We start from the raw sequence: 24960 nt of genomic DNA, 5'->3' as shown, positions 1-24960 counted from the left end.
CATGTCGACGACCGCGAGCGTGACCGCGCCCCGGCCCAGCAGGCTGGACGGGTTGGATGCCGCCCGAGGCCTCGCGGTCGTGTCGATGCTCATCGCCCACCTCAGCCCCGTCGGTGGCCCGGCCAACATCACCCAGTACCTCACGGCCCCGCTCTTCGCCGTCATCATCGGCACCTCGATGGGCATCGACCTGCACGACCGCTCGCCTCACCCCGGTCGGTTCCACGGCGACAACCTCCAGCGCGGGCTCATCCTCATCGTGCTCGGCGTGCTCCTGCAGCGGATGTACGACCAGATCATCGTCGTGCTGCCCTACCTCGGGGTGCTCGTCATCGTGCTGGCCCCGCTGGCCCTGCTCCTGCACCGGATGCCGGTGCTCACCGTCGGTCTCGCGGCCGGCCTCGCCGTCGTGGCACCGGTGATCGTCGACCGGGCCAGACTCGTCGCGAACGAGAACGTCGCGACGTGGCCGGGCTGGCTGAGTGACCTCATGGGGTGGGTGGCACGGGGGGCGCCTATCGGCTGGCCACCCTGCTGCCCATGGCGCTCGGGGGCCTGGCCCTGGCGGCTGTCCTGCGTCAGGTGACGCGCCTGCCGCAGGCGTGGGTCGTGGCAGGGGCGCTGTTCGCAGCGAGCCTGGCGGCCTACCGCATCGGCGCGGGCACGGCATCCGGCTCGGCCGCGTACAGCGGCACCACTGCCGAGGTCATCGGCGCGACGCTGCTCGCAACGGGGAGCGTGGTCGCGTCGTTCATCATGCTGGCCCTGGCCGAGCGGATCTCGCTGCGCCGGGTGCTCGCCCCGCTGCTCGCGGCAGGGCGCCTGGCGCTCACCGCCTACACCCTGCAGATCCTGTGGCTCGCGCTGCTGTCAGCGCTGCGCGACGGTGCGCCGGACGACCAGTGGTGGATCCTCGGGTCGAGCCTCGTCGTCGTCGGTGGGTCGTGGCTGCTGGAGCGACTCATGGGAACGGGGCCGCTGGAGTGGCTGATCCACGTCCTGCGGCCCCGTCCTCTGGGGAGTTCGGTCAGTGCGCGAAGTGACGGGTCCCGGTGAAGTACATGGTCACGCCGGCGCCCTGAGCAGCCTCGATCACCTCGGCGTCGCGCATCGACCCACCGGGGGCGACGACGGCGCGAACACCGGCGTCGAGCAGCACCTGGAGCCCGTCGGCGAACGGGAAGAACGCGTCGGATGCCGCCACGGCACCTCGTGCGCGGTCCTCACCGGCGCGTGAGACGGCGAGGTGGCAGGAGTCGACCCGGTTGACCTGGCCCATGCCGATGCCGACCGATCCCCCCTCGCGGGCGAGCAGGATGGCGTTGGACTTCACCGCGCGCACCGCCCGCCAGGCGAACTGGAGGTCTGCCAGGGTCGCGTCGTCGGCCGGGTCGCCGGAGACCAGGCGCCAGTTCGCCACGTCGTCGCCGCCGGTGACCGTGTCGTCGTCGCCGCGCACCACGGCGTCGACACCATCGCGCTGCTGCATGAGCAGGCCGCCGCTGATCGGGCGCGTCTCCACGCCACCGCGGCCGGGAGCCGCGCACTGCAGGAGGCGGACGTTCTTCTTCGCCGTGAGCACCTCGAGGGCATCGTCGTCGAACCCGGGGGCGACGACGACCTCGGTGAAGATGTCGGCGACGGTGCGCGCCATCTCGAGCGTGACGGGGCGGTTGGTGGCGATGATGCCGCCGAACGCCGACACCGGGTCACACTCGTGGGCCTTGCGGTGGGCCTGCGCGATGTCGGTGCCGACGGCGATGCCGCAGGGGTTGCCGTGCTTGATCACGGCCACCGTGGGCTGGTCACCGTGGTCGTAGGCGGCCCGCACGGCGGCGTCTGCGTCGATGTAGTTGTTGTACGACATCTCCTTGCCGTGGAGCTGGATCGCCTGCGCAAGGCCGGGCTGGGGCTGGAAACCATTGGTGTACAGGGCTGCCTGCTGGTGCGGGTTCTCGCCGTAACGCAGCACCGCAGCCTTGTCCCAGGTCGCGCCGGCCCAGGCCGGGAAGCCGGTCCCGTCCGAGGTGTCTGTGTAGGCGTTGCCCATCCACGAGGCGACGGCCACGTCATAGGTCGCGGTGTGCACGAACGCCTGCGCCGCGAGGCGCTGGCGCTGGGCGAACGTGAAGCCGCCGGCGCGCACGGCATCCAGCACGTCGCCGTAGGTCGACGGGTCGGTGACGACGGCGACGCTGGGGTGGTTCTTGGCTGCGGCGCGCACCATCGACGGGCCGCCGATGTCGATGTTCTCGACGATCTGGTCGGCCGCAGCGCCCGACGCCACGGTGTCGGCGAACGGGTAGAGGTTGACGACGACCAGGTCGAAGGCCTCCACACCGAGCTCGCCCAGCTGGGCGACGTGGTCGGGCTTGCGGGTGTCGGCGAGGATGCCGGCGTGCACGAGCGGGTGCAGCGTCTTGACCCGGCCCTCGAGGCACTCGGGGAAGCCGGTGAGCTGCTCGACCTTGGTGACGGGCAGGCCGAGCGACTCGATGAGGGCGGCCGAACCACCGGTGGAGACCAGGGCGACACCGGCCTCGTGCAGGCCGCGGACGAGGTCCTCCAGCCCTGCCTTGTCGAACACCGAGATCAGGGCGCGGCGCACCGGCCGGACGTCCTGCGTGGGGCCGGGGGTGGACACTTCGACAGCCATGGTGGGCTCCTTGCGGGGTCGGGTCGGTCACGCTGCGGGGCACCCAGGCGGGCGATGCGTCCCGACGTGTGACTTCCCGGTGGTGCCCCACCCTCGCCAGTCGTCTGGGGCCAGTCTACCGACGCGGCGGCACGGGCCGTGCCAAGGCGAGTCGAGGGGGTGCCAAGGGCGCGACCCACCGCGCGATTGGCACCCCAGCCCGTGCGCGACATCTCCAGTAGGGATGCCAAGGGCGCGACCCACCGCGCGATTGGCACCCCTCGTGCCCGCCTAGCGGGCCGGGTGTTCGCGCAGGTCGTCGAGGTTGAGGCTGTGCGACTCGTCGCGGTAGATCTTCAAGGCTTCGGCCTGCCGCTCGACGTGGTCGCTGAGGTCGGTGAGGTGTCGTTCGCGGTCGGCGATCTCGGTCTGCAGCAAGGTCTGCCGCGCCAGGTAGCTGGTCTCGATGAGCTTCGCGACCTGGGGCCGCAGCGCCTCCAGGGCCGCGCGCTGCTGAGCGGCATCCGAGTAGTTCTGGACGCTGGCCATGTTGGCATCGAGCGATGCGGCGCCGACCTTCAGGTCGTCGAGCAGGGTCTGCGCGTCGGCGACGAACACCCTGCCGTTCTTGGCGCGAGACAGAATCAGCTCGGCCGCCGACACCTCGTCGCTCAGTTCTCGACGCAGCTTGGCGACGTCACGCGCGGGCCCGGGCTTGCGCACCATCCGCGGTTGCGCGGCAGCCACTCCCCGTCGCCGGGCCACCCAGCGGCGCACACCCCGAACCAGCCGCCACACGATGAACGTCACGGTCAGGCCGAACCCCAGGACGACAGCCAGCAGCACCAGGAGCCCGATCACCAGCAGATCACTCACGAACAGGCCGCCATCACCAGCGAACGTCGTCATCGTGGCCTCCTGACCCGGCGGCATCCCCGCCGTCACCCCCAATGATACGGGGCGAGTTCGCGCCGCCCGTCATGACGGCCGGGGCGGGCGGGCTCACCGACCGGCAAAGGCCGTCGCGCCCGCCCCGCCTCACGCTCAGCCAACCGGGGAGTTGGCACTCTTGCCGGTTGGCAGGCCCGCCCCGGCGGCCCCGGCGGCCGGGGCCGCAACGCGCGGCCAGGCCCAGGCCGACCACGCGATGTAGGCCAGCAGCAGCACCTCGAGACCGATGGACAGGGCGTAGAAGAAGGCGTACGACATCGGTTCGCCCGCGACGTTGTACACGGTGATCGGCAGGTAGAGCGATGCGACGACGAGGTTGGCCACGCGGTTCACCCGGGCCGGCAGGGTCATCGAGCACACGATCATGAGGATCGGGACGGCCACGAGCGTGAGCCCCATGGCGACGAAGGTCGGGCCGGTGTCGAACTCGTGCACCCGCCCGGCCAGCAGCTCGTCGAGGACTCCGGGCTTGTACAGCGAGAGGTGGTCGACGTAGACGTAGAGGAACATGAAGCTCGTCCAGGCTGCGGCGAGCCTGGCCTCCACGGGCATTCGCAGGTCCTCCAGGGCGGCGGTGGGGCTGGACGTGCTCATCAGGTGCTCCGTTGTCGTGGGGTTTGGTGACCTTTACGACCCTCACGGATGCCGTGCGCGGCCGCATCCGCCCGTGGACCTGACGTGACCTGTTCGTTGGCCCAAGGGCCCGGTTGGCCTTTCGGCGGATACCCCGGCGACGCGCGATGCCTACGCTGACCGGGTGGCCACTGACGCACTGCGCTCGCTGTGGGTCGAACCTCGACCCGCGAACCCGCCGGAGACCGGTGCGGGCGACTGGGCCCTCGTCGCGGCCTTCGTCGGCTGGGCCCTCAACGAGGCAGTCCTTCGCGACGGCATGGCGCCCGTTCCCCTGCTCCTCATCGCGACGCTCGCAGCGGTCGCACCCCTTCCCTGGCGGCGGTCCCACCCGCTCCCCGCAGTCCTCGTGGCCTTCGGCACGCTGATCGTTGTCGACCTCGTCCGGATGGCCACGGGCACCCAGGGCGTCCTGCCGTCGAGCGTGTCGGCCACGTTGGTCCTCACCTATGCGTTGTTCCGGTGGGGGTCGGGTCGGGATGCCGTTCGCGGGCTGCTCGTGATCCTCACCTGGCTGGCCATCACCTTCGTCGCCGACGTGACCACCCTGACCGACACGATCACCGGGTACGCGTTCTTCTTCTTCGCGGCAGCGCTCGGCGCCGCCGTCCGCTACCGGGCCCGGATCCGCGTCCGCGACATCGAGGAGGCCAAGGCCCGCGAACGCGAGCAGCTCGCCCGCGAGCTGCACGACGTCGTCGCCCACCACGTGTCGGGCATCGCGATCCAGGCCCAGGCGGGTCGCGCCATCGCCGCCAGCAACCCCGGGCGGGCCGTCGAGGCCCTGGCCACCATCGAGGACGCCGCCACCCAGACCCTCACCGAGCTGCGCGCCATCGTCGGCGTCCTGCGCGACGCCCAGCACACCGCGTTCACTCCCCAGCCGGGCATGGCCGACATCGAACAGCTCGCCACCACGGGCCCCGTGCAGCCCCTCGTCGAGGTGACACTCACCGGCGAGCTCCAGGACCTCAGCCCGAGCGTCGAGGCAGCCATCTACCGCCTGGCCCAGGAGTCCGTCACCAACGCCAGGCGCCACGCCCGCCACGCCACCCGCGTCTGCGTGCGGGTTGCCGGCGAGGCAGACCGCGTGCTGCTGACCGTCGACGACGACGGCTCCACCGGCTCACCCCACCGCTCCCCCGACGGCTACGGGCTGGTCGGCATGCGCGAGCGCGCGACCCTGCTCGGCGGCACCTTCGCCGCCGGTCCCACCGCCGACCGCGGTTGGCGGGTCGAGGCGAACCTGCCCCGGGCGGGGGTGGCCCGATGAGCATCAGGGTCCTCGTCGCCGACGACCAGCCCATCGTGCGGAGCGGGCTGACGATGCTGCTCGACGCCCAGCCCGACATCGACGTGGTCGGTGCGGCCGCCGACGGTCGCGAAGCCGTCCGACTGGCACGACAGTTACGGCCCGACGTCGGGCTGTTCGACGTCCGGATGCCGGTGATGGACGGCATCGAGGCCACCCGCCAGCTCGCCGGCCCCGACGTCGAGGACCCGCTGCCCATCATCGTCATCACCACCTTCGACCTCGACGAGTACGTCCACGGCGCCCTGAAGGCCGGCGCCCGCGGCTTCCTGCTGAAGGACGCCGGCCCCGACCTGCTGACCCGGGCGATCCACGCGGCCGCCGAGGGTGATGCGCTCATCGCACCGAGTGTCACCGTGCGGCTGCTCGCCACCTTCGCCACCTCGCGAGCGGAAGCGGCCCGACAGCCCCTGGAGCCGCTCACCGCGAGGGAGGAGGAGGTGCTCGTCACCGTCGCCAGGGGCCGGACCAACGACGAGATCGCGAGCGAGCTCTTCATCACCACGAGCACCGTCAAGGCCCACCTGGCCAGCCTCATGCGCAAGCTCGGCGCCCGGAACCGCGTCGAGGTCGCGATGTGGGCCCACGAGACCGGCCGCGTCTGAAACGAGAGGGTGGCCAGAAGTTCTTGATTGGTTTCCCCCCGCAACCAACTCACCGCTGTTAGGTTCCGAACGCCGAGGCTCCGCGCCATCCCTGCGGGGCTCCGCCCTTCCCAGGAGGTCCACTGTGCGACCCGCTGCATTCCTGACCGCGTCCATGGGGCTGATCGCCCCCCTCCTGGTGGTCTCGGGAGGTGTCAGCCAGGCGGCGGATGATCCGCCACCAGCCCCGACGATCGTCGACGGCGTCACCGCCCCGGTCTTCGAGTACGCGGACGCGATCCGCGAGACGGTCTGGGTCACCGCCCCCGACCTGGACGGTGACGGCGCGCAGGAGCGCATCGCCACCGACATCGTCCGCCCGCGCGAGCTCGACGGCACCGCGCGGATCCCGGTCGTCATGGACGCCAGCCCGTACTACCTCAGCCTCGGACGCGGCAACGACGCCGAGTACAAGACCTACGACGCCAACGGCAACCCGGCGAAGATGCCGCTGTTCTATGACAACTACTTCGTGCCGCGCGGCTACGCGTTCGTCGCCCCCGACATGGCCGGCACCGGCCGCTCGACCGGCTGCGCCGACCAGGGTGGTCGCTCGGACATCGAGTCGATCAAGGTCGTCGTCGAATGGCTCAACGGCAACGCGGTCGCCCGCAACGCCGCCGGTGAGGTCGTCGAGGCGACGTGGAGCAACGGACGCACCGGCATGATCGGCAAGTCCTACGACGGCACCCTCGCCAACGGGGTCGCGGCCACCGGGGTCGAGGGCCTGGAGACCATCGTCCCGATCAGCGCGATCAGCTCGTGGTACGACTACAACCGCTACCAGAACGCGGTGAAGTCGACCAATTACCCGAGCAGCCTGTCCACGACGATCGCCCAGCGCCGCACGGTCCCCACGAACTGCGTGGCGACCAACGCCTTCATGAACGCCAACGACGGCGACGAGACCGGTGCGTACACCGACTTCTGGGCCGAGCGGGACTACCGCGAGGGCTCGTTCTACGACGTCTCCAAGGTCAAGGCCAGCGTGTTCATCATGCACGGGCTGCAGGACAACAACGTCCGCATGCGCAACGCGTCGACGTGGTGGCAGGACCTCGGCGAGGCCGGCGTCGACCGCAAGATGTGGCTGACCCGGCTCGGGCACGTCGACCCGTTCGACTCCGACCGTGACCGGTGGGTCGACACGCTGCACCGCTGGTTCGACCACGAGCTGATGCAGGTGGACAACGGCATCCTGAACGAGCCTGCCGTCGACGTCGAGGTCGCCCCCGACCGCTGGGTCCAGTCGGACGCCTGGCCCAGCAAGGGCTCCCGGATGATGAAGCTGGCCCTGCGCTCCGACGGCACCATGCGCCTGGGCACCAAGGACGACACCACGCTCAGCTACGTCAACTCGGCCGGGCTCAGCGAGGCCAACGCCGTGCGGATCGGGGCCAGCCCGAACAAGCTGCAGTTCCTGACCGGCACCACCAGGAGCGAGGTCCGGATCTCGGGCACCCCCACCGTCGACCTCGAGGTCACCCAGGGCCGCCCGGTCGGGCAGCTCTCGGTGCAGCTCGTCGACTACGGCGCGATGGACCGTGTGCTCACGACCAACGACGGCGCCCTGACCCTCACGACCGAGAGCTGCTGGGGCGCCTCGACCGCCGTCGACGACGCCTGCTACCGCGACGTGACCCGCCGGGTCGGGCCCACCGAGCTGCAGGTCCTCGCCCGCGGCTGGATCCGCCTCGACGGTGAGGGCACGAAGAACGTCACGGTGGAGCTCCAGGCCAACGACGTCGTCGTCCCCGCCGGCCACCAGCTCGGCCTCGTGATCAGCGGCAACCGCTCGGGCGTCACCGCCATCGACACCTCGGCGCAGACGTACAGCGTCAACCTCGCCACCTCACGGTTGAACCTGCCGATCGATGGCCCGATGGCCAGCTTCGCCCCGGGCCAGATCAAGCCGGAGAAGACCGCCGACCTGCGCGAGGGCACCCTGCCCCTGCTCGACGAGTTCATCGTCCCGCACCCGTAAGGCACCAGGGCACAACAGCACGCCAAGAGGCGGCTCGGACCACGTGGTCCGAGCCGCCTCTGGCGTGTGGGCCCGAGCGCTCAGCGCCGGGTCTGGCGGGCGGTCAGCAGAAGGTCTTGGCGGTGGCGTTCTTGTTCTGGCCGCCACCGAGGGCGCCGACGAGCTGCCCGACGTTGTCGATACCGGGGAGGCCACCACTGTTCACGAGCTTGTGGACCTGGCCGAAGCACGCGGCCTGTGCCGGTGCGGCCCGGGCGGTGCTGGAGAAGCCGACCATGGCGAAAGCGGCAACTGCCCCTGCGACGAGAAAGCGCTTCATGATGCGTCCCTTCAGTTGGTGGGGTGCCTCTCTGCACCCGCTGACAGTCATTCCGTGAAGGGGGCGACCCCGGATGCACCGTGCCAAAGAATCTTTCCCGGCGCGGTCCGGGGAGAGCTGGTCGACGCTGCCCGGCTCAGGTCGCGTACGGCGAGGGTGGCAGCGGGTGCGGCCAGTCCCCACCGAGCACCCGGTCGACGTCGAGCACGATGACGACTCGCTCGGGGTTCTCGCGCGGCACGCGGTAGCGCTGCGCGTACCGCTGCTCGGCATCGCGCACGGATGCCGGGTCCTCCAGCACCCTCGTCGACCCTTCGAGGGTGATCCAACGACGGGCCTGCACCTGCGACAGCGCCGCCCGGCGGCCGGCGCGGGCCTGGACGACCTTGGCGCTGCTCCGACTCGCGATGACGCGCGCGACGAGCAGGTCGTCATCCCAGGTGAACCCCACCGGCACGACGTGCGGTGATCCGTCAGCCCGCAGGGTGGTCAACGTCGCGAGGTGCCGCTCCGTCATGAACTCCAGAGCGGCGAACGACAGGTGCGAAGGAGGGATGGCCACCGACCGAGTCTGTCACCAGCCGGGCCCTCAGGCGTCGACGCCCTCCAGGTGGAGGAGGAATCCCTGGGCCGGTGCCAGCACGGGCAGGGCCAACCCGACCTCGCCGAGTGCCGCCCCGCTGACGACGATCCCGTCGCCCAGCGCGGCATCCCACCACGCGGGTGGATGCACCTCGATCACGGCCGGCAACCCGGCCTCCGACCGCACCCGCACCCGGTAGCGGCGCCCGGCATCCAGCCCCGGCAACGGCACGACACCGGGCGCGACCCCGCGGCCCGACACCGCCTGGATGACCGTGAACACCGCGGCCGACCGGTCGGCAGCCACCACCCCGCCGACGACGAGGGCCGGGTCCGGGTGGTCCGAGCGCACGGCATCCCCGCCGTGCAGCAGCGGTCGCAGCTGGCGGTAGAGGGCCGACCACGCCCGCAGCGCGTCGAGCTCGTCGGTGCTGCACGTGGTGATGTCCCACTCCAGCCCCGCGTGCCCGCCGAGCGCGACGAGCATGCGCAGCGACAGGTCGAGGTGGCGGTGGGTGGTGTGCGCGGTCGGTGGGCCGATGTGCGTGCCCATCCGCTCTGGCGGCACGAGCAGGCCGGTCCAGCGCTGGATGGCCACCCGTTCGAGGGCGTCGTTGCAGTCCGAGGTCCACACCCGGTCGGTGCGTTCGAGCACCCCGAGGTCGACGCGCGCCCCACCGCTGGAGCACGACTCGATCTCCAGACCCGGATGCCGCCGCCTGAGCTCGTCGAGCAGCCGGTAGGTCGCGCTCGTCTGGGCGTGCACGGCGGGCCGGTCCGTGCCGGAGCCGTCGGTGCGCACCGCCTCGTGCAGGTCGCGGTTGTGGTCCCACTTGATGAAGTCGATGCCGTACTGCGCCACGAGGGCACTCATCGCCTCGAGGACGTGCGCAAAGGCGTGGGGTTTGGCCAGGTCCAGCACGTGCTGGTGGCGCGAGGGCAGCGGCACACCCGCAACCGGGCCGAGCACCCAGTCGGGGTGGGCGCGCACGAGGTCGGAGTCGAGGTTGACCATCTCGGGCTCGAACCAGAGCCCGAACTCCATCCCGAGACCCTTGACGTGGTCGACGATCGGGGCCAGCCCCTCGGGCCAGACCTCCCGCGACACCACCCAGTCACCGAGGCCGCGGTGGTCGTCGCGTCGCGACCCGAACCAGCCGTCGTCGAGCACGAAGCGCTCGACGCCGATCGTCGCGGCAGTGTCGGCGAGGCGGCGCAACTGGTCGAGGTCGGTCTGGAAGTACACGGCCTCCCACGTGTTGAGCACGAGCGGCCGTGCCGTGGTGCGGTACCCCGACTGTGCGCGCTGGTGCCGCACGAGGGATCGGGTGATGCCGTCGAGCCCCTCGGCGGAGTGGACGAACACGACGCGCGGCGCCCGGTAGGTCTCCCCCGGCGCGAGCCTGACCTCACCGGGTGTCAGCGCCTCACCACCACCGAGCACGGCGGCGTGGGCGCCGGCACCCTCGGGCAGGCGCTCGACGAGGTGTTCGTGGTTACCGCTCCACGCGACGTGGGTGGCCCACACCTCTCCGGAGCGGAAGCCGAAACCGGTGGTACCAGCGGCCATGAGCAGGGTCGCGTCGTGGCCGGTGCGCCCCCGACGACCGGTGCGCACCCACGTGCCGTCCGTGAGCGGGCGCCGCTGAGGCGCGCGCTCGAGGCACCAGCGGCCCGTGAGGTCGAGCACCTCGTCGGCGCGGGTCGGCAGGGGCAGCACGGCGCGCAGCGCCCCCACGTCGACGGGCTCGCCATCGGCGGCGGTGTTGGTCAGTTGGGTGTCGACGGTGAGCACCCCGTGCTCGTCGAGGCGGTAGCGCACGACCACCTCGAGACCGACGTCGGATGCCGTCGCACGCACCGTCGCGTCGTGGTCGCCGCCCTCGAGGGTGGCCACCCACCGAGGAGCGGTCCGTCCGCCGGCACGGTGGATCTCCAGCGCCGGCGTGCCGAGCCAGCCCTGGCCCGACGTGGGCAGGACGGAGATGTTCCACGGGGCATCGGGCTGGTTGTGCGGGACGGGCGCGCCGGTGAGGTACGCGAGGTCGCCGAGCACGGCATCCGGGAGGTCTGTTCCCCAGTGGACGACGTGCGGCAGGGCACCGCCCTCGTCCTGCGTGAGGACGAGGGCGGAACCAGCACCACGAATGACGACCAGTGGTGTGCTCATCCCTTGGTTGAGCCGAGGGTGAGGCCGGCGACGAACTGCTTCTGCAGGACGAAGAAGACGATGAGCACGGGCAGGGCGACGATGATCGACCCGGCCGCGACGAGGTTGGTGTCGGCGAAGAACTGGCCGCGCAGGTTGTTCAGGGCGCTCGTGACGGGCAGCTTGTCGCCGCGGGAGATGAGGACCGTGGCCCAGAAGAACTCGTTGTAGATCCACGTCACCTGCAAGGTCGCCAACGCCGCCAGGGCCGGGCGCACCAGGGGCATCGTCAGCTGCCAGTACTGCCGCCACACGCTGGCGCCGTCGAGCTGGGCCGACTCGTAGATCTCGTAGGGCAACGTCTTCATGTAGTTGCTCAGCACGAAGGTGCAGAACCCCATCTGGAAGGCGGTGTTGACCAGGATCAGCGCCCAGAAGCTGTTGAGCATGGTGCCGCTCTCGCTCATGAAGGTCGGCAGCGGGATCTCGCGGAACATCTTGAACACGGGGATGAGCAGGGCCTGGGGTGGCAGCAGGTTGGCGGCGAGGAAGACCCCGAGCAGGGTGAGGTTGAAGCGGTAGGAGAACCGCGCCAGGACGAACGCGACCATCGAGGACAGGAACAGCGTCAGTGCCACCGCCGGGATGGTGATGAGCAGCGAGTTCTTGAGGTGCAGCCCGAAGTTGCCGCGGCTCCAGGCGTTCTGGTAGTTGTCCAACGTCCAGCCGCCGAAGGAGAGGTAGCCGTTGGTCTGCGTGTAGCTGTAGCTGCGGAAGGAGTTGTAGAGGGCCCACAGCAGCGGGAACAGCCACAGCAGGGCGAGCAAGAGCATGACGACCGTCGCGATGGTCCCGCGGCGCTTGTTCATCACCCCGCCGGCGCCCGTGTGGACGGACGGCTTGGCCGCGCCCGTGGTCGAGGGTGACGTGGTCGTGGCGCTCATCGGCGCTCCTCCCGGAAGACGATGCGCAGGTAGATGACGATGAACACCGTGGAGATGAGCATCATGATGACCGCGAGCGCGGAGCCGAAGCCGAAGCGGGTCGCTTCCCCGACGACGTTCTGGGCCACCAGTGCCCCGATGAGCTCGAGCCCGTTGCGGCCCTTGTTGATGATCCAGACGAGGTCGAACGCTCGCAGCGACTCGATGACGACGATGACGAGGACGACCATGTTGATCGGCCGCATCACCGGAAGGATGATGTGGAAGAACGTCTTGACCTCGCCGGCCCCGTCGACGGCCGCTGCCTCACGCAGCGACGCGTCGACGCCCTTCAGGCCTGCCAAGTAGATGAGCATGATGTAGCCGGTGTGCCGCCACGAGGTCGCGCCGAGCACCGACCACAGGTTGATGTCCGGGTCGCCGTACCAGTCGATGTTGGTACCGAGCACGGCGTTGAGCAGACCCTGGTCGGTGGAGTAGAACAGCTGCCAGATGAAGCCGACGAGCGCCATCGACAGCACGACCGGCAGGTAGAAGGCCGTCTGGTAGAAGCGGCTCCCCCGCATCTCCCGGTCGAGGACCACGGCGATGAGGATCCCGCCGATCGTCGGTAGCACGAAGAGGAAGACCAGCCAGATGAGGTTGTTCTGGATGGCCGGCCAGAAGGGCGGGTAGATCGAGACGATGTCCTTGTAGTTCTGCGTGCCGACCCACTCGATCCCGCTGAGCCTGAAGCCGTTCCACCTCGTGAAGGACAGGGCCACCGACGCGAGCGCCGGGAGCCAGACGAGCCAGATGACGAGCAGGGTGGGAACCCCGACCATCGCGATGACGACCAGGCGGTCGCGCGTGCTCTGTCGCTTCTCGACGCGGCGCGTGCTGCCCTTGCTGCGTCGTTTTGTCGTGGCGATGGCCATGGGGTTCCCCTCCTCGCGTCGTTCGTCAGCCGAGGATGGACGCGGCCTGCTGCTGGATGGACGCGGTGATGCCGTCAATGTCGCTGGGGTTCTTGATGAACTCCTGGAGCGACGCGGTGATGACGGTGTTCGCGAGGTCGGCGTTGGTGTCGCGGTCGAGGAACTGCGCGATCGACTTCGCGTTCTGGACGACCTCGGCCGACTTCTTCTGCAGCTCGCCGTACTTGGCGGTGCTGGCGCCCGCGTTGGCCGCGATGAACGGCGCGGATGCCGCGTTGTTCCCCGCATCGGCCGCCTCGGCGGAGCCGAGCCACTTGATGAACGCCTTCCCGGCATCCTGGTTGTCACTGGCGGCCGAGACACAGAAGCCGTCGATCGGCGCGTCGAGCGCGTCGTTGCCGATGGCGGCGTCCAGCGTGGGGAAGGTGAAGAAGTCGAGGTCGTCCTGGGCCTCCGGCGGGACGCCGTCCACGACGAAGGTGCCGAGCAGGTACATCCCGCACTCCTCGTTGGCCATCGAGGTGGCCGCCTCCTGCCAGGTGCGGCCGAGCGAGTTCTCCTGGTGGTAGGGCAGCAGCGTGGCCCAGGTGGAGAAGACGTTCTTGACCTCCGCGCTGTCCCACTTCTGCTTGCCCTGGCACAGCTCCATGTGGAAGTCGTAACCGTTGAGGCGCATGTTGAGGATGTCGAAGGTGCCCATCGGAGCCCAGGCGTCCTTGGCTGCGAACGCGAACGGCGTGATCTTCTTGCCCTGCATGTCCTTCATGAGGGCGTTGAGCTCGTCGAGGGTCGTCGGCTGGGTCCAGCCGTTCTTCTCGAAGACGGACTTGCGGTGGAAGACCGCCCACGGGTAGTAGCTGACCGGCACGAAGTACTGCTTGCCGTCGGGGGCCGTCGCGGACTTCTTGAACGCGTCGCTGAGGCCGTCGATGGGCCACACGTCACTGATGTCGCTGATCAGCTGGTTCTCGGCGAACTGCGCCATGCGGTAGCCGGCGAACCACGTGAAGACGTCGTCGGGCGTGCCCTGGAGGTAGGTGTTGATGCTCTCCTGGAACGTGTTGTGGTCGACCGCGTTCTGCGTGACCTCGACACCGGCCTTCGTGGCGTAGGCGGCGGCCATCGCGGCAAGGCGCTCGTAGGCGGGGCCGGAGCCCTTGGCCTCGTTCATGCCGAACTTCACCGGGCCGGCCGCGGCCGAGGCGCCACCCGAGGCCGAGGGCTCCGTGTCGCTGCCACAGGCTCCGAGGAGCGCTGCGCCTCCGAAGAGGGCCCCCGCGCCGATGGCGCCGCGCAGCAGGCTGCGCCGGTCGACGCCTCGCACGGAGGCGGGGAGGGTGCTCGAGAACTGTGCCTCACGCGAGGTCGGGCGTGCCATGGTGTCTCCTTTGACGGGGGCTGTTCTGACAACTTCGATCAGAAACGAACATCTACGAACCTGAGTGTTCTGGCCAGAGGCAGCCGCTGTCAAGGGGTGTTGGTTACGGATTCGACACGATCGTCGCGCCCACCGTGCAACAAATCGCCCGTTGCATACAGGAATCGGGCCGCTCCGGGCACCGAGGGCGGTTCGCCGAGTCGAGGGAGATGGGCTGTTGATAATTGTTGACAGATGTTTGTTCAAGGTCACAGACTGGCAACCATGCGTCAGTGGCCCGAGAACCGAATCGCCTTCGGCGGCGACTACAACCCTGAGCAGTGGCCCCGTGAGGTGTGGCTCGACGACCTGCGCCTGATGGCGCAGGCCGGCGTCAGCTTCGTCACGCTCGGCGTGTTCTCGTGGTCATGGCTCGAGCCCAGCAAGGGCGAGTACAGCTTCGACTGGCTCGACGACATCATGGACCTGCTCGGCGAGCACGGCATCGCCGTCGACCTCGCCACGGCGACCGCGACGCCCCCGCCCTGGCTCACCTCCGCCTATCCCGAGATCCTCCCCGTGGACCGGGAGGGCCACACCCTGTGGCCGGGCAGCCGCCAGTCCTGGTGTCCGTCCTCGCCGCTGTACCGGGAGTTCGCACTGGCCCTCACCGAGCGCCTCGCCTCCCGCTACCACGACCATCCCGCGCTCGCGATGTGGCACGTCTCCAACGAGTACGCCTGCCACAACCTGCCGTGCTACTGCGACACCTGTGCCGTCGCCTTCCGACGCTGGCTCGAGCAGCGCCACGGCACCCTCGAGGCGCTCAACGACGCCTGGGGCACGGCCTTCTGGAGCCAGCGCTACACCTCGTGGGACGACATCCTCCCGCCGCGCATCACGACGACGTTCGCGAACCCGACCCACGTGCTCGACTACTCACGCTTCGGCTCCGACACCTTGCTCGACTTCTACCGCAGCGAGTACGAGGTCATCCGCCGGCACTCCCCCGCCGTGCCGATCACGACGAACTTCATGACGATGAGCCAGTTCCGCTTCCTCGACTACCACGACTGGGCGCCGCACCAGGACGTCGTCAGCACCGACCACTACGTCGTCAACAGCCTCGAGCACCCCCAGGCCGAGCTGTCCTTCCACGGCGACCTCACCCGCGGGCTGGCCGGGGGTCGTCCGTGGATGCTCATGGAGCACTCGACGAGCGCGGTCAACTGGCAGCAGGTCAACCCCGCCAAGGTGCCCGGAGGCACGATCCTGGACTCCCTCGCCCACGTGGCCCGCGGCGCCGACACCCTGGGGTTCTTCCAGTGGCGCCAGTCGCGGTCGGGCTCGGAGAAGTTCCACTCGGCCCTGGTCCCCCACGCCGGTGAGGACAGTGACCGCTTCCGCGAGGTCTGCGAGCTCGGGGCGATCGCCGACCGGCTCGGCGAGGTCCTCGGCAGCCGCGTCGACGCCGACGTCGCGGTGCTGTGGGACTACGAGGCCCTGTGGGCCATGAGCGGCCCGTGCATGCCGAGCAGCGCCCTCGACTACGCCACCGCGGCGCACACCATCCACCGGCTGCTGCGCGACCGCGGGGTCACCTGCGACGTCGTGCACCCGTCGTCCGACCTGTCGCGCTACCGCGTCGTCGTCGTCCCGACGCTCTACCTCGTGTCCGACGAGGATGCCGCGTCGATCGCCGCCGCTGCCGCCGCCGGCGCGCACGTGGTCGTGACCTACTTCTCCGGGATCAGCGACGCCAACGACCACGTCCGGCTCGGGGGCTACCCGGGGGCGTTCCGTGACCTGCTCGGCGTGCGCGTCGAGGAGTTCTTCCCGCTGAGGGAGCGGGAGTCCGTCGCGCTCTCGGACGGCGGCACCGGCTCGCAGTGGAGCGAGGACGCCACGGCCACCGACGCGCAGGTCGTCACGACCTACGCGAACGGGCCCCTCGCCGGACGTCCGGCCGTGACCCGTCGGGACGTAGACGCCGGGGTCGCCTGGTACCTGGGCACCCTCCCCGACGACGCCTCCCTCGGTTCCCTGCTGGACACCGTCCTGCGCGAGTCGGGCGTCGAGTCGGTGGTGCGCACCTCGCCGGGAGTGGAGGTCGTGCGACGCCGATCCGACTCCGGCAGCTGGTTGTTCGTGCTGAACCACACCGACGACGCCTGCCAGGTCACGGCATCCGGCCACGACCTCGTGTCGAGCACCGACGTCGGGCCGACGCTCCACCTGTCGCCGCGCACCGCGGCCGTGGTGAGGGAGGGGTGAGCGTGCTCGCCAGCCAGCGCCGTTCCGCCATCCTCGCGCTCGTCGAGGAAGCGGGCGCCGCGCGGGTGTCCGAGCTCGTGGACCAGCTCGGCGTGTCCGACATGACCGTGCGCCGCGACATCGAACGCCTCGACGCCGAGGGGCTGCTCGAGCGGGTGCACGGCGGCGCCATCGCCCTGCTGCCACGGGCCGCCGACGAGCCCGGGTTCAGCGCGAAGTCCTCGCTGATGACCGCGGAGAAGCACGCCATCGCGCTGGCAGCGGCTGCCCTCGTCGAGCCCGGGGCCACCATCGGGATCTCCGCCGGGACGACGACGTACGAGTTCGCCCGGGCCATCCGCAACGTCCCCGCCCTCACGGTGGTGACGAACTCCGTCCCGGTCGCCCAGCTGCTCCACGAGGGCAGCGGCAACCACGTGGTCGTGCTCACCGGTGGGGTGCGCACCCCGTCCGACGCCCTCGTCGGGCCGGTCGCCGTGTCCGCCCTGAAGGGCCTGCACGTCGACCGCCTCTTCCTCGGCGCCCACGGCATCGACCGCAACGCCGGGCTCACCACCCCCAACCTCGTCGAGGCCGAGACCAACCGCGCCCTCGTGGGTGCCAGTCGCTCGGTGTGCGTGCTGGCCGATCACACCAAGGTGGGGATCGTCGGCCTCTCGACGTTCATGGCGCTGGACGAGGTCGACACCCTCATCACCGACGCGGGGGTGCCGTCGCGCGCGCGCGGCATCCTCGAGGAGAGCGTCGACCACCTGCTGCTCGCCGACGTGGCCGGGACCCACCTGACCAGCGCCCGGCAGGCCGGCGACGCCGCGAACGGTGGTCGGTCGTGAGCGCCACCACGACGGTGCGGCGCACCGTGCGGAACCTGGCCGACGGCCGCGAGATCATCTACTACGACGACACCCCCGGCGCCCCGCCGCGCACCACCGACGACGACCGCCCCCTGCCTGAGCGGGCCGCCGCCGGGCACCTGCGCTACGACGCGCTCATCGGGGACTGGGTCGCGGTCGCCGGCCACCGGATGAACCGCATCCTGTTGCCCCCGCGCGACGAGTGCCCGCTGTGCCCCACCGGCCGCGGCAGCATCGCGACCGAGATCCCCGACCCCGACTATGACGTCGTCGTCATCGAGAACCGCTTCCCGTCCTACGCCCCCGTGGCGGTGGACGACGCCCCCGGTGAGGCCCCCTTCGAGCACCGCGCCGCGCTGGGCCGCACCGAGGTCGTGTGCTTCACCAGCGAGCACGACACCAGCTTCCGGTCGTTGTCACCGCGTCGGGTGCGCACCGTCATCGACGCCTGGGCCGATCGCACCGCCCGGCTCTCGCAGATCCCCGAGGTCGAGCACGTGTTCTGCTTCGAGAACCGTGGCCCGGAGATCGGGGTCACGTTGCACCACCCCCACGGTCAGATCTACGCCTACCCCTACCTGCCGGCCCGCAGCCGCGAGATCTTGGCGCAGGCCCAGGCCCATCACGCCCGCACCGGTCGCCTGCTCGGCTCCGACCTGCTGCGCGCGGAGCAGGCCGACGGCTCGCGCATCGTCATCACCGGCACCCACTGGACCGCGTACGTGCCCTACGCGGCCCGCTGGCCGGTCGAGGTCCACCTCGCTCCACACCGCGACGTGCCCGACCTGGTCGCCCTCGACGACGCCGAGCGCGACGACCTCGCCACGGTCTACCTCGACCTGCTTGATCGCCTCGACCGCTACCACCGCACCGAGGACGGCGGCCCCGTCGCACTGCCCTACATCGCCGCCTGGCACCAGGCCCCGGTGCGCCAGGGCCGTGAGGTCTCGCGCCTGCACCTCCAGGTGGTCTCGGTGCTGCGCGCACCGGGAACCCTGAAGTTCCTCGCAGGGTCCGAGAGCGGCGTCGGCGGCTGGGTCAACGACGCGCGGCCCGAGGCAATCGCCGCGCGACTGCGCTCCCTCGCCGACTGACGGCTGCTCCGCCCGGTCGAGAGTAGGCGACACGCCGTCTGGCCCGAGCCCCGCGCGGCGATTCCCCTACTCTCGACCGGAGCTCAACCCGTCGGGGCCTTGCCAGGTGCGGTGCTGCGCCAGCGCGCGCACGACCTCGACGAGCATGTCGCGTTCGAGCACCTTGATCCGTTCGTGCAGGGTCTCGACGGTGTCGTCGTCCTCGATGCGCACGGCCCGCTGGTCGATGATCGCCCCCGTGTCGACGCCTGCGTCGACCCAGTGGCACGTGCACCCCGTGACCCGCACGCCGTGCGCCATCGCGTCCCGCACCCCGTGGGCGCCGGGGAAGCTCGGCAGCAGCGCCGGGTGCGTGTTGATCACCCGGTGGCGGGCCAGCACCGTGGGGCCCAGCACCTTCATGAAGCCCGCTGACACGACGAGGTCGGGGGCGGCATCCGAGATCAGGCGCGCCAGCGCCTCGTCCCAGTCGGCGCGGGTCGTGTAGTCGGGGACCCGGCAGACGAACGTGGGGATGCCGTTGCCCACCGCACGCTCCAGGCCGAGGGTGCCGTCGCGGTCGGCCCCGACGGCGACCACCCGGAACGGAGCGCCGGGGTCTGTGGCAGCGTCGATGAGGGCCTGGAGGTTGCTGCCCGAGCCGGAGACGAGGACGACCAGGCGCAGCGGGTCGGTCATCGCCGCAGGGTCCAGGCGTCGCGCAGCACGGCAACCAGTGCGCCGAGAGACAGCTCGAGGAAGAGGACGAACAACAGGCTCAGGTCGGGTGCGCCCACAGCCGACAGTCGGAACTGCCCGGCCGCACCGCCGGCGACGAGGTCGAGAGCGACCACGACCACCGCCGTCACCGCGCAGGCCGACAGCGCAACCGCTGCCTTGGTGCGAAGCCGTGACAGCCGGGCGACCTCGCGCAGCGCACGCCGCCCGATGAACCAGCCCACGCCCACGACGACGAGCACGCTGAGGGCCACGAACCAAGGGAACGCCCCGGGCTGGGGCAGGGCTGCGAGCACCGGAACCATCGGCAGCAGGCCACCCTCCGAGCCCGACCAGGTGACGGAGCCACCTTCGACGACCTGGAACCCCGGGCCGGCGAGGAAGGAGATGACCCACACGCAGATGTTCGGCAGGTAGGCGAGCTGGGCAAGTGCCAGCACCACGCTGCCGACACCCGCGGCGCCGACCTCTGCCGAGATGGTGGACACCTCGCCCCACGAGAGGGCGACGGCGCCCAGGACGACGACGGCCCCGACCGCGAACAGCGCCCGCATTCCCGCCAGGCCCGGGCGGATGCCGCGGCGGACCAGGTCGGGGACACGGTCGGGGTCGAGCACCGGCCCGAGGACGTCGGGTTCGTCGCGCACGAGGGGGCGCACGGCCAGGGCGACGGCGAGGAGCGGGACGAGCACCAGCGGTAGCACGAGGCTGAGCGCGGAGACGGAGAACGGCCCGAGGGTGGCGAGCCCGACCGCCGCGGCGACGGCGACGGCATACCCGCCCCACCATGCGCCGACGGCGGTCGCGAGCGGGGTGGGGAGCAGGCCGCGCCAGTGCTCGCCCTCGGTGGTGACCTCCGCCAGAGCCTCACCGGCGCCGCGCCGCGCCACCACGACGAGCAGGGCCAGAGCCAGCAGCGGCACGAGGGAGAGCGCGACCGGCCCCATCGAGAGGTGCCCGCCGGAACTGAGCAGCCAGAACGCTGCGCCGGTGCCGACGGCTTGCGACACGGTGCTGCCCTCGATCGGGTCGGTGAGCCAGGCCAGCACCACCGGTGCGAGCACGATGAGCAGGGAGGCCAGCCCCGTCACCAGGCCGACGGCGGTGGCGTGCCACCACGGTGCGGTCTCGGCGGTCTCGGCGGTCTCGGCGGACTCGAGGGGGTGCGGGGTCGAGCCGTCGGTGGGCTCGGCGTCGTCCCCGGGGTCGGTGGAGCCGGGGAAGGCGGAGCGGAGGCGGTCGACGACAGACATCTGCACCAGTGTGCGCGAGGAGAGGCCGACAGTGGCTGAGCAACGCCGTGCCGCACCCCGACTACTCGCGACGTATTGCACTGCAGCCACCCGGATCCGGGTGGCTGCAGTGCAATAAGTGCGGGGTGTGAGTCCGGTCAGGCCTGGAGGCCCTGCATGATCTCGCGCATCAGGTGAGCGGCCTCGGACGGCGTCTTGCCGACCTTGACCCCGGCCGCCTCGAGGGCGTCCTTCTTGGCCTGCGCGGTGCCCGAGGAGCCTGACACGATGGCGCCTGCGTGGCCCATGGTCTTGCCCTCGGGGGCGGTGAAGCCCGCCACGTAGCCGACGACCGGCTTGGTGACGTGGTCCTTGATGTAGGCCGCGGCCCGCTCCTCGGCGTCGCCACCGATCTCGCCGATCATGACGATGGCGTCGGTGTCGGGGTCGTTCTGGAACGCCTCGAGGCAGTCGATGTGGGTGGTGCCGATGATCGGGTCACCACCGATGCCGACGCCCGTGGAGAACCCGAAGTCCCGCAGCTCGTACATCATCTGGTAGGTCAGGGTGCCCGACTTCGACACCAGCCCGATGCGGCCGGGGCCGGAGATGTCGGCCGGGATGATGCCCGCGTTGGCGGCACCGGGGCTGATCAGGCCCGGGCAGTTCGGCCCGATGATGCGGGTCGTGCCCTTGTCCTTGGCGTAGTTGTAGAACTCGGCGGTGTCCTTGACGGCGACACCCTCGGTGATGACGACGGCGAGCGGGATGCCGGCGTCGACGGCCTCGATGGCGGCGGCTTTGGTGAAGGCAGCGGGCACGAAGATGACGCTGACGTCAGCCCCGGTCTGCGCCATCGCCTCGGCGACGCTGCCGAACACGGGGACGGTCCTGCCGCCCTCGAACTCGACCGTGGTGCCGGCCTTGCGGGGGTTGACTCCGCCGACGACGTCGGTGCCGGAGCGCAGCATCCGCTGCGTGTGCTTCATGCCCTCGGAGCCGGTCATGCCCTGGACGATGACCTTGGAGTCTGCGGTGAGGAAGATGGCCATGGGTTGTCTACGTCTCTCTTCGCGCTCGGGTGGGTCAGGCCTGGGAAGCCAGCTCGGCGGCACGGCGCGCGGCGCCGTCCATCGTGGCCTCGATGATGACTCGGGGATGGTTGCGCTCCGCGAGGATGCGCCGACCCTCCTCGACGTTGTTGCCGTCGAGGCGGACGACCAGCGGACGGTCCTCCTCGTCGCCGAGCGCGTCGAGCGCCCCGACGATGCCGTTGGCGACCGCGTCGCAGGCGGTGATGCCGCCGAAGACGTTGACGAAGACGCTCTTGACCTGCGGGTCGGAAAGGATGATGTGCAGCCCGTTGGCCATGACCTCGGCGCTCGCGCCGCCGCCGATGTCGAGGAAGTTGGCGGGCTTCTGACCCCCGAACTCCTCGCCGGCGTAGGCCACGACGTCGAGGGTGCTCATGACCAGACCCGCACCGTTGCCGATGATGCCGACCGAGCCGTCGAGCTTGACGTAGTTGAGGTCCTTCTCCTTCGCGGCGGCCTCCAACGGGTCGGTCTCGGCCTTGTCCTCGAGCGCCTCGTGCTCGGGGTGGCGGAAGAAGGCGTTCGCATCGAGGGAGACCTTGCCGTCCAGCGCCACGATGTCGCCGTCCTCGGTGCGCACGAGGGGGTTGACCTCGACGAGGGTGGCGTCCTCGTCGCGGTAGACCGCCCAGAGGGTCTTGAGCACGGGCTCGATCTTCGCGGCGGTCTCGGCGTCGAAGCCGGCCGCCTCGACGATCTCGCGGGCCTTGGCGTCGTCGATGCCGACGTTGGGGTCGACGGCGACGCGCGCCAGGGCCTCCGGCCGCTCGACGGCGAGCTGCTCGATGTCCATGCCGCCCTCCTTGGAGCACATGGCCAGGTAGGTGCGGTTCGCGCGGTCGAGCAGGATCGAGAAGTAGTACTCCTCGTCGATGCGGGCCCCCTGGGCGATCATCACCTGGTGCACGGTGTGGCCCTTGATGTCCATGCCGAGGATCGCGGCCGCGTGCTCCTGCGCCTCGTCGACGGACTTCGCGACCTTGACGCCGCCGGCCTTGCCCCGGCCACCGACCTTGACCTGGGCCTTGACGACGGTCACCCCGCCGCTGGCCGCGCCGATGCGCTCGGCCGCATCTCGGGCCTGTTCCGGGGTCGTGGCGACGGCCCCGGCGAGCACGGGCACACCGTGCTTCTCGAACACGTCACGGGCCTGGTACTCGAAGAGATCCACGGGGCGATCCGTCCTTGCTGTTGGCAGTAGGTGGTCCGGTGGGGAGCCTAACGGGGTCGGCAGCCTCTTGGGCAGCCGAGGTCGGCACAGGGCGCCGGGTGGGACGCTTCTCACGCTGGAAGGTCAGGGTCCGCGACGACCGGCGCGCACGGCATCCGAGCCCTACAGTGGGAGAGCCATGGCGAACTCCCTGCGGCCGGTGGCCGACCCCGAGCAGGACACCGCCCCCACGGGGGTGACGGTGCTGGGTCGCGCGCGGGCCACCGTGGATGCCGTGGTGGGGCTCTCGCGGTCGGCCCTGGACCCTGCGGTGCTCGCCGGCTGCGCCGTGGAGGCGGCCTGGATGACGGCCCACGTGGCGACGTGGCCGCTCGGCCTGGTCGGCAGCCGCGCCTCGCGCACCGGGCCGGCGTACCGGCTCGAGCACCTGCCGCCCGTGCAGCGCGGCCTGCTGGTCTCCAACATCGAGGCCGCCGGGACCCCGATCCTGCTCGTCCACGGCATCGTCAGCAACCGGTCGATCTTCACGCTGCTGCGGCGTGGGCTGACCCGTCGCGGGTTCTCGAACGTCTTCGCGATGAACTACTCGACGATCCTCACCGACGTGCGGTCCGCGGCAGCCGGCCTCGGGGCCGAGGTCGAGCAGATCGTCGCCGAGACCGGCTTCGAGCGCATCCACATCATCGGGCACAGCCTCGGCGGCCTCATCGCCCGCTACTACGTCACCCGGCTCGGCGGGGACGCCCGGGTACACACCCTCGTCACCCTGGGCACACCCCACACCGGCACGTATGCCGCATACGCCGTGCCGACACGGCTGATGGAGCAGATGCGGCCCGGCAGCGGGCTCATGCGCGAGCTGGCCCGCCCCGTGCGGGGCTGCCGCACCCGGTTCATCTCCTACTGGTCGGACACCGACCTCGCGATCGTGCCGCAGCGGGCCGCCGCCCTGCGTCACCAGGACCTCAGCGCCCGCAACGTGCGCCTCCACGGCGCGGGGCACCTCACCCTGCCGATGCTCGGCGAGGTCGTGCACGGTATCTCCACCGCCCTGGCGCACCTGGATGCCGACGGCAGCACCGTGCGCTCGGGCGTCACCCCCCTCGTCCGCGACGAATGACGGCCCGGCGCTCCTGGTCGTGACGGGGATCACGGGAGCGCCAAAAGCCCACGTCAGGGGCATGGGGCACCCGCGCGCGAGTACCTGAGGGGGCCAGCCTGTGGACGCGGAATTTGTGTCACGGAATGGTCACGGTAGTCTGAACCAAGCCCAGTTTCCCCTGACCCTTGAGGACCCTCTTGAGTTCTTCGTCCTATCAAGGGCGTCACTATGCCGGTCGGCACCGTCCGGCTCGCAGTGCGCGCCTGCCTCGATCCCTGAGCTCGAGCTTCGTGCTCCCGACGGCCGCGGCCGCAGCCCTCGTGGTGACGGCGACCGGCGCCACGATGGCTGAGTCCGCCGTTCCGGTGGCTGCCCCGCTGACGCTCGACCTCTCCGGAGCACAGTCGGAGACGGCGCGCACGGAGCAGGCTGCCGACGAGGCGACGGTCATCGACCTCGCCGTGCGCCGACAGGACTCCTCGATGCAGACGGCGGCCCTCCAGGGGCGCGTCGAGGCCAAGGTCCGCGCTGCCCGAGACGCCAAGCGCAAGGCGGCCGAGAAGGCCAAGGCCCGGGCCGAGGCCGAGCGCAACGGCAAGAAGTGGGTGAAGGCGATCCGCACCGGGCGCCACACCTCCGACTTCGGCCCCCGATGGGGCCGCAACCACAACGGCATCGACGTGGCGGCGCCGACCGGCACCCCCCTGTACGCGATGTCCAAGGGCGTGGTGGTGCACGCCGCCTACAGCTCGGTCGCCGGCAACAAGGTCGAGATCAAGTACTGGGACGGCACCTCGTCGACCTACCACCACATGAGCCGGATGGACGTCAAGTCCGGCCAGAACGTCCTGCCCGGCGACGTCGTCGGCGCCGTGGGCAACACCGGGCGGTCGTTCGGGGCGCACCTGCACCTCGAGATCCACCCCGGTGGCGGCGACGCGATCGACCCCTACCCCTGGCTGAAGAAGAAGGGCATCCTCGTCGGCTGAGGCCGG

At 70.6% G+C, this 24960-nt stretch carries 23 protein-coding genes and 1 riboswitch; of the genes, 10 read left to right on the top strand and 13 right to left on the bottom strand.

The annotated features are described in order from the left end of the window. Position 1 precedes the first annotated feature (1 nt). Positions 2–586: an acyltransferase family protein gene (locus C8E84_RS15830; RefSeq protein WP_159903651.1), complete on the top strand. Its 585-nt coding sequence runs from the start codon at positions 2–4 to the stop codon at positions 584–586. Beyond that, positions 541–1056 carry a DUF418 domain-containing protein gene (locus tag C8E84_RS15825; RefSeq protein WP_159903649.1) on the top strand — a complete coding sequence of 172 codons (516 nt, stop codon included), beginning with the start codon at positions 541–543 and terminating at the stop codon, positions 1054–1056. The genes C8E84_RS15830 and C8E84_RS15825 overlap by 46 nt, the downstream gene beginning before the upstream one ends. On the opposite strand, the gene purH is transcribed toward C8E84_RS15825, so the two are convergent. The 3 genes from purH to C8E84_RS15810 all read right to left on the bottom strand — a co-directional run bounded on the left by purH (position 1028) and on the right by C8E84_RS15810 (position 4180). Continuing rightward, entirely contained in the window at positions 1028–2656 is a 1629-nt protein-coding gene (gene purH / locus C8E84_RS15820) for a bifunctional phosphoribosylaminoimidazolecarboxamide formyltransferase/IMP cyclohydrolase (RefSeq protein WP_159903647.1), read from the bottom strand. The two genes, C8E84_RS15825 and purH, sit on opposite strands and share 29 nt — an antisense overlap. A 34-nt stretch (positions 2657–2690) precedes the next feature. Beyond that, positions 2691–2770, bottom strand: a riboswitch (ZMP/ZTP riboswitch). 156 nt (positions 2771–2926) lie between these two features. After that, entirely contained in the window at positions 2927–3544 is a 618-nt protein-coding gene (locus tag C8E84_RS15815) for a hypothetical protein (RefSeq protein WP_159903645.1), read from the bottom strand. A 135-nt stretch (positions 3545–3679) separates the two neighbouring features. Further along, the gene (locus C8E84_RS15810) at positions 3680–4180 is read right to left on the bottom strand and encodes a DUF6326 family protein (protein ID WP_159903643.1); all 501 of its coding nucleotides are present in this window, start codon (positions 4178–4180) and stop codon (positions 3680–3682) included. A 163-nt stretch (positions 4181–4343) separates the two neighbouring features. Here C8E84_RS15810 and C8E84_RS15805 point away from each other — a divergent pair, with 163 nt between their 5' ends. The 3 genes from C8E84_RS15805 to C8E84_RS15795 all read left to right on the top strand — a co-directional run bounded on the left by C8E84_RS15805 (position 4344) and on the right by C8E84_RS15795 (position 8159). Further along, positions 4344–5492, top strand: coding sequence for a sensor histidine kinase (locus C8E84_RS15805; protein ID WP_159903641.1), 1149 nt, complete (start codon positions 4344–4346; stop codon positions 5490–5492). After that, the gene (locus tag C8E84_RS15800) at positions 5489–6136 is read left to right on the top strand and encodes a response regulator (RefSeq protein WP_159903639.1); all 648 of its coding nucleotides are present in this window, start codon (positions 5489–5491) and stop codon (positions 6134–6136) included. The genes C8E84_RS15805 and C8E84_RS15800 overlap by 4 nt, the downstream gene beginning before the upstream one ends. A 124-nt stretch (positions 6137–6260) precedes the next feature. Further along, on the top strand, positions 6261–8159 hold the full coding sequence (locus C8E84_RS15795; RefSeq protein WP_159903637.1) for a CocE/NonD family hydrolase: 1899 nt from the start codon (positions 6261–6263) through the stop codon (positions 8157–8159). A 103-nt stretch (positions 8160–8262) separates the two neighbouring features. Here C8E84_RS15795 and C8E84_RS15790 read toward each other — a convergent pair whose 3' ends face one another. From C8E84_RS15790 to C8E84_RS15765, 6 genes are all read right to left on the bottom strand, one after another. Then, positions 8263–8478, bottom strand: coding sequence for a hypothetical protein (locus C8E84_RS15790; RefSeq protein ID WP_159903635.1), 216 nt, complete (start codon positions 8476–8478; stop codon positions 8263–8265). A 136-nt stretch (positions 8479–8614) separates the two neighbouring features. Then, positions 8615–9040, bottom strand: a complete 426-nt coding sequence (locus C8E84_RS15785) for a PPOX class F420-dependent oxidoreductase (protein WP_281348954.1) — start codon at positions 9038–9040, stop codon at positions 8615–8617. A gap of 27 nt (positions 9041–9067) precedes the next feature. Continuing rightward, complete coding sequence (locus tag C8E84_RS15780) at positions 9068–11230, bottom strand: alpha-galactosidase (RefSeq protein ID WP_159903633.1); 2163 nt, start codon at positions 11228–11230, stop codon at positions 9068–9070. Continuing rightward, positions 11227–12153 (bottom strand): carbohydrate ABC transporter permease, encoded by a 927-nt coding sequence (locus C8E84_RS15775; protein ID WP_159903631.1) that lies wholly within the window; start codon positions 12151–12153, stop codon positions 11227–11229. The genes C8E84_RS15780 and C8E84_RS15775 overlap by 4 nt, the downstream gene beginning before the upstream one ends. After that, positions 12150–13070, bottom strand: a complete 921-nt coding sequence (locus C8E84_RS15770) for a carbohydrate ABC transporter permease (protein WP_159903629.1) — start codon at positions 13068–13070, stop codon at positions 12150–12152. Before C8E84_RS15770 ends, C8E84_RS15775 begins: the two co-directional genes overlap by 4 nt. A gap of 25 nt (positions 13071–13095) precedes the next feature. Continuing rightward, positions 13096–14448: an ABC transporter substrate-binding protein gene (locus C8E84_RS15765; protein WP_159903627.1), complete on the bottom strand. Its 1353-nt coding sequence runs from the start codon at positions 14446–14448 to the stop codon at positions 13096–13098. 264 nt (positions 14449–14712) lie between these two features. On the opposite strand from C8E84_RS15765, the gene C8E84_RS15760 reads away from it, so the two are divergent. The 3 genes from C8E84_RS15760 to galT are packed head-to-tail and all read left to right on the top strand — an operon-like array spanning position 14713 to position 18649. Continuing rightward, positions 14713–16701, top strand: a complete 1989-nt coding sequence (locus C8E84_RS15760; RefSeq protein WP_159903625.1) for a beta-galactosidase — start codon at positions 14713–14715, stop codon at positions 16699–16701. Between the two features lie 2 nt (positions 16702–16703). Continuing rightward, on the top strand, positions 16704–17534 hold the full coding sequence (locus tag C8E84_RS15755) for a DeoR/GlpR family DNA-binding transcription regulator (RefSeq protein WP_159903623.1): 831 nt from the start codon (positions 16704–16706) through the stop codon (positions 17532–17534). Continuing rightward, positions 17531–18649 carry a galactose-1-phosphate uridylyltransferase gene (gene galT / locus C8E84_RS15750; protein ID WP_246196981.1) on the top strand — a complete coding sequence of 373 codons (1119 nt, stop codon included), beginning with the start codon at positions 17531–17533 and terminating at the stop codon, positions 18647–18649. The genes C8E84_RS15755 and galT overlap by 4 nt, the downstream gene beginning before the upstream one ends. 66 nt (positions 18650–18715) lie before the next feature. Here the strand turns inward: galT and purN are convergent, their stop codons facing one another. From purN to sucC, 4 genes are all read right to left on the bottom strand, one after another. Further along, on the bottom strand, positions 18716–19327 hold the full coding sequence (purN, locus tag C8E84_RS15745; RefSeq protein ID WP_159903621.1) for a phosphoribosylglycinamide formyltransferase: 612 nt from the start codon (positions 19325–19327) through the stop codon (positions 18716–18718). Continuing rightward, positions 19324–20619 (bottom strand): cell division protein PerM, encoded by a 1296-nt coding sequence (locus C8E84_RS15740; protein WP_159903619.1) that lies wholly within the window; start codon positions 20617–20619, stop codon positions 19324–19326. The genes purN and C8E84_RS15740 overlap by 4 nt, the downstream gene beginning before the upstream one ends. 137 nt (positions 20620–20756) lie before the next feature. Then, positions 20757–21650, bottom strand: a complete 894-nt coding sequence (gene sucD / locus C8E84_RS15735; protein WP_159903617.1) for a succinate--CoA ligase subunit alpha — start codon at positions 21648–21650, stop codon at positions 20757–20759. Between the two features lie 34 nt (positions 21651–21684). Further along, positions 21685–22863: an ADP-forming succinate--CoA ligase subunit beta gene (gene sucC, locus C8E84_RS15730; protein ID WP_159903615.1), complete on the bottom strand. Its 1179-nt coding sequence runs from the start codon at positions 22861–22863 to the stop codon at positions 21685–21687. A gap of 178 nt (positions 22864–23041) precedes the next feature. On the opposite strand from sucC, the gene C8E84_RS15725 reads away from it, so the two are divergent. Both C8E84_RS15725 and C8E84_RS15720 read left to right on the top strand, forming a co-directional pair. Continuing rightward, entirely contained in the window at positions 23042–23983 is a 942-nt protein-coding gene (locus C8E84_RS15725; RefSeq protein WP_159903613.1) for an esterase/lipase family protein, read from the top strand. Positions 23984–24255: 272 nt separating this feature from the next. Further along, on the top strand, positions 24256–24954 hold the full coding sequence (locus C8E84_RS15720) for a M23 family metallopeptidase (RefSeq protein ID WP_159903611.1): 699 nt from the start codon (positions 24256–24258) through the stop codon (positions 24952–24954). The last annotated feature ends 6 nt before the right edge of the window (positions 24955–24960 follow it).

The organism is Ornithinibacter aureus (assembly GCF_009858245.1).
GTDB lineage: Bacteria > Actinomycetota > Actinomycetes > Actinomycetales > Dermatophilaceae > Fodinibacter > Fodinibacter aureus.
This window is presented reverse-complemented; position numbering and strand designations above follow the sequence as displayed.

Coding starts and splice junctions, on each gene's coding strand:
- C8E84_RS15830 (WP_159903651.1), top strand. CDS start 2: ATGTCGACGACCGCGAGCGTGACCGCGCCCCGGCCCAGCAGGCTGGAC.
- C8E84_RS15825 (WP_159903649.1), top strand. CDS start 541: ATGGCGCTCGGGGGCCTGGCCCTGGCGGCTGTCCTGCGTCAGGTGACG.
- purH (WP_159903647.1), bottom strand. CDS start 2,656: ATGGCTGTCGAAGTGTCCACCCCCGGCCCCACGCAGGACGTCCGGCCG.
- C8E84_RS15815 (WP_159903645.1), bottom strand. CDS start 3,544: ATGACGACGTTCGCTGGTGATGGCGGCCTGTTCGTGAGTGATCTGCTG.
- C8E84_RS15810 (WP_159903643.1), bottom strand. CDS start 4,180: ATGAGCACGTCCAGCCCCACCGCCGCCCTGGAGGACCTGCGAATGCCC.
- C8E84_RS15800 (WP_159903639.1), top strand. CDS start 5,489: ATGAGCATCAGGGTCCTCGTCGCCGACGACCAGCCCATCGTGCGGAGC.
- C8E84_RS15790 (WP_159903635.1), bottom strand. CDS start 8,478: ATGAAGCGCTTTCTCGTCGCAGGGGCAGTTGCCGCTTTCGCCATGGTC.
- C8E84_RS15780 (WP_159903633.1), bottom strand. CDS start 11,230: ATGAGCACACCACTGGTCGTCATTCGTGGTGCTGGTTCCGCCCTCGTC.
- C8E84_RS15775 (WP_159903631.1), bottom strand. CDS start 12,153: ATGAGCGCCACGACCACGTCACCCTCGACCACGGGCGCGGCCAAGCCG.
- C8E84_RS15770 (WP_159903629.1), bottom strand. CDS start 13,070: ATGGCCATCGCCACGACAAAACGACGCAGCAAGGGCAGCACGCGCCGC.
- C8E84_RS15765 (WP_159903627.1), bottom strand. CDS start 14,448: ATGGCACGCCCGACCTCGCGTGAGGCACAGTTCTCGAGCACCCTCCCC.
- C8E84_RS15760 (WP_159903625.1), top strand. CDS start 14,713: ATGCGTCAGTGGCCCGAGAACCGAATCGCCTTCGGCGGCGACTACAAC.
- purN (WP_159903621.1), bottom strand. CDS start 19,327: ATGACCGACCCGCTGCGCCTGGTCGTCCTCGTCTCCGGCTCGGGCAGC.
- C8E84_RS15740 (WP_159903619.1), bottom strand. CDS start 20,619: ATGTCTGTCGTCGACCGCCTCCGCTCCGCCTTCCCCGGCTCCACCGAC.
- sucD (WP_159903617.1), bottom strand. CDS start 21,650: ATGGCCATCTTCCTCACCGCAGACTCCAAGGTCATCGTCCAGGGCATG.
- C8E84_RS15725 (WP_159903613.1), top strand. CDS start 23,042: ATGGCGAACTCCCTGCGGCCGGTGGCCGACCCCGAGCAGGACACCGCC.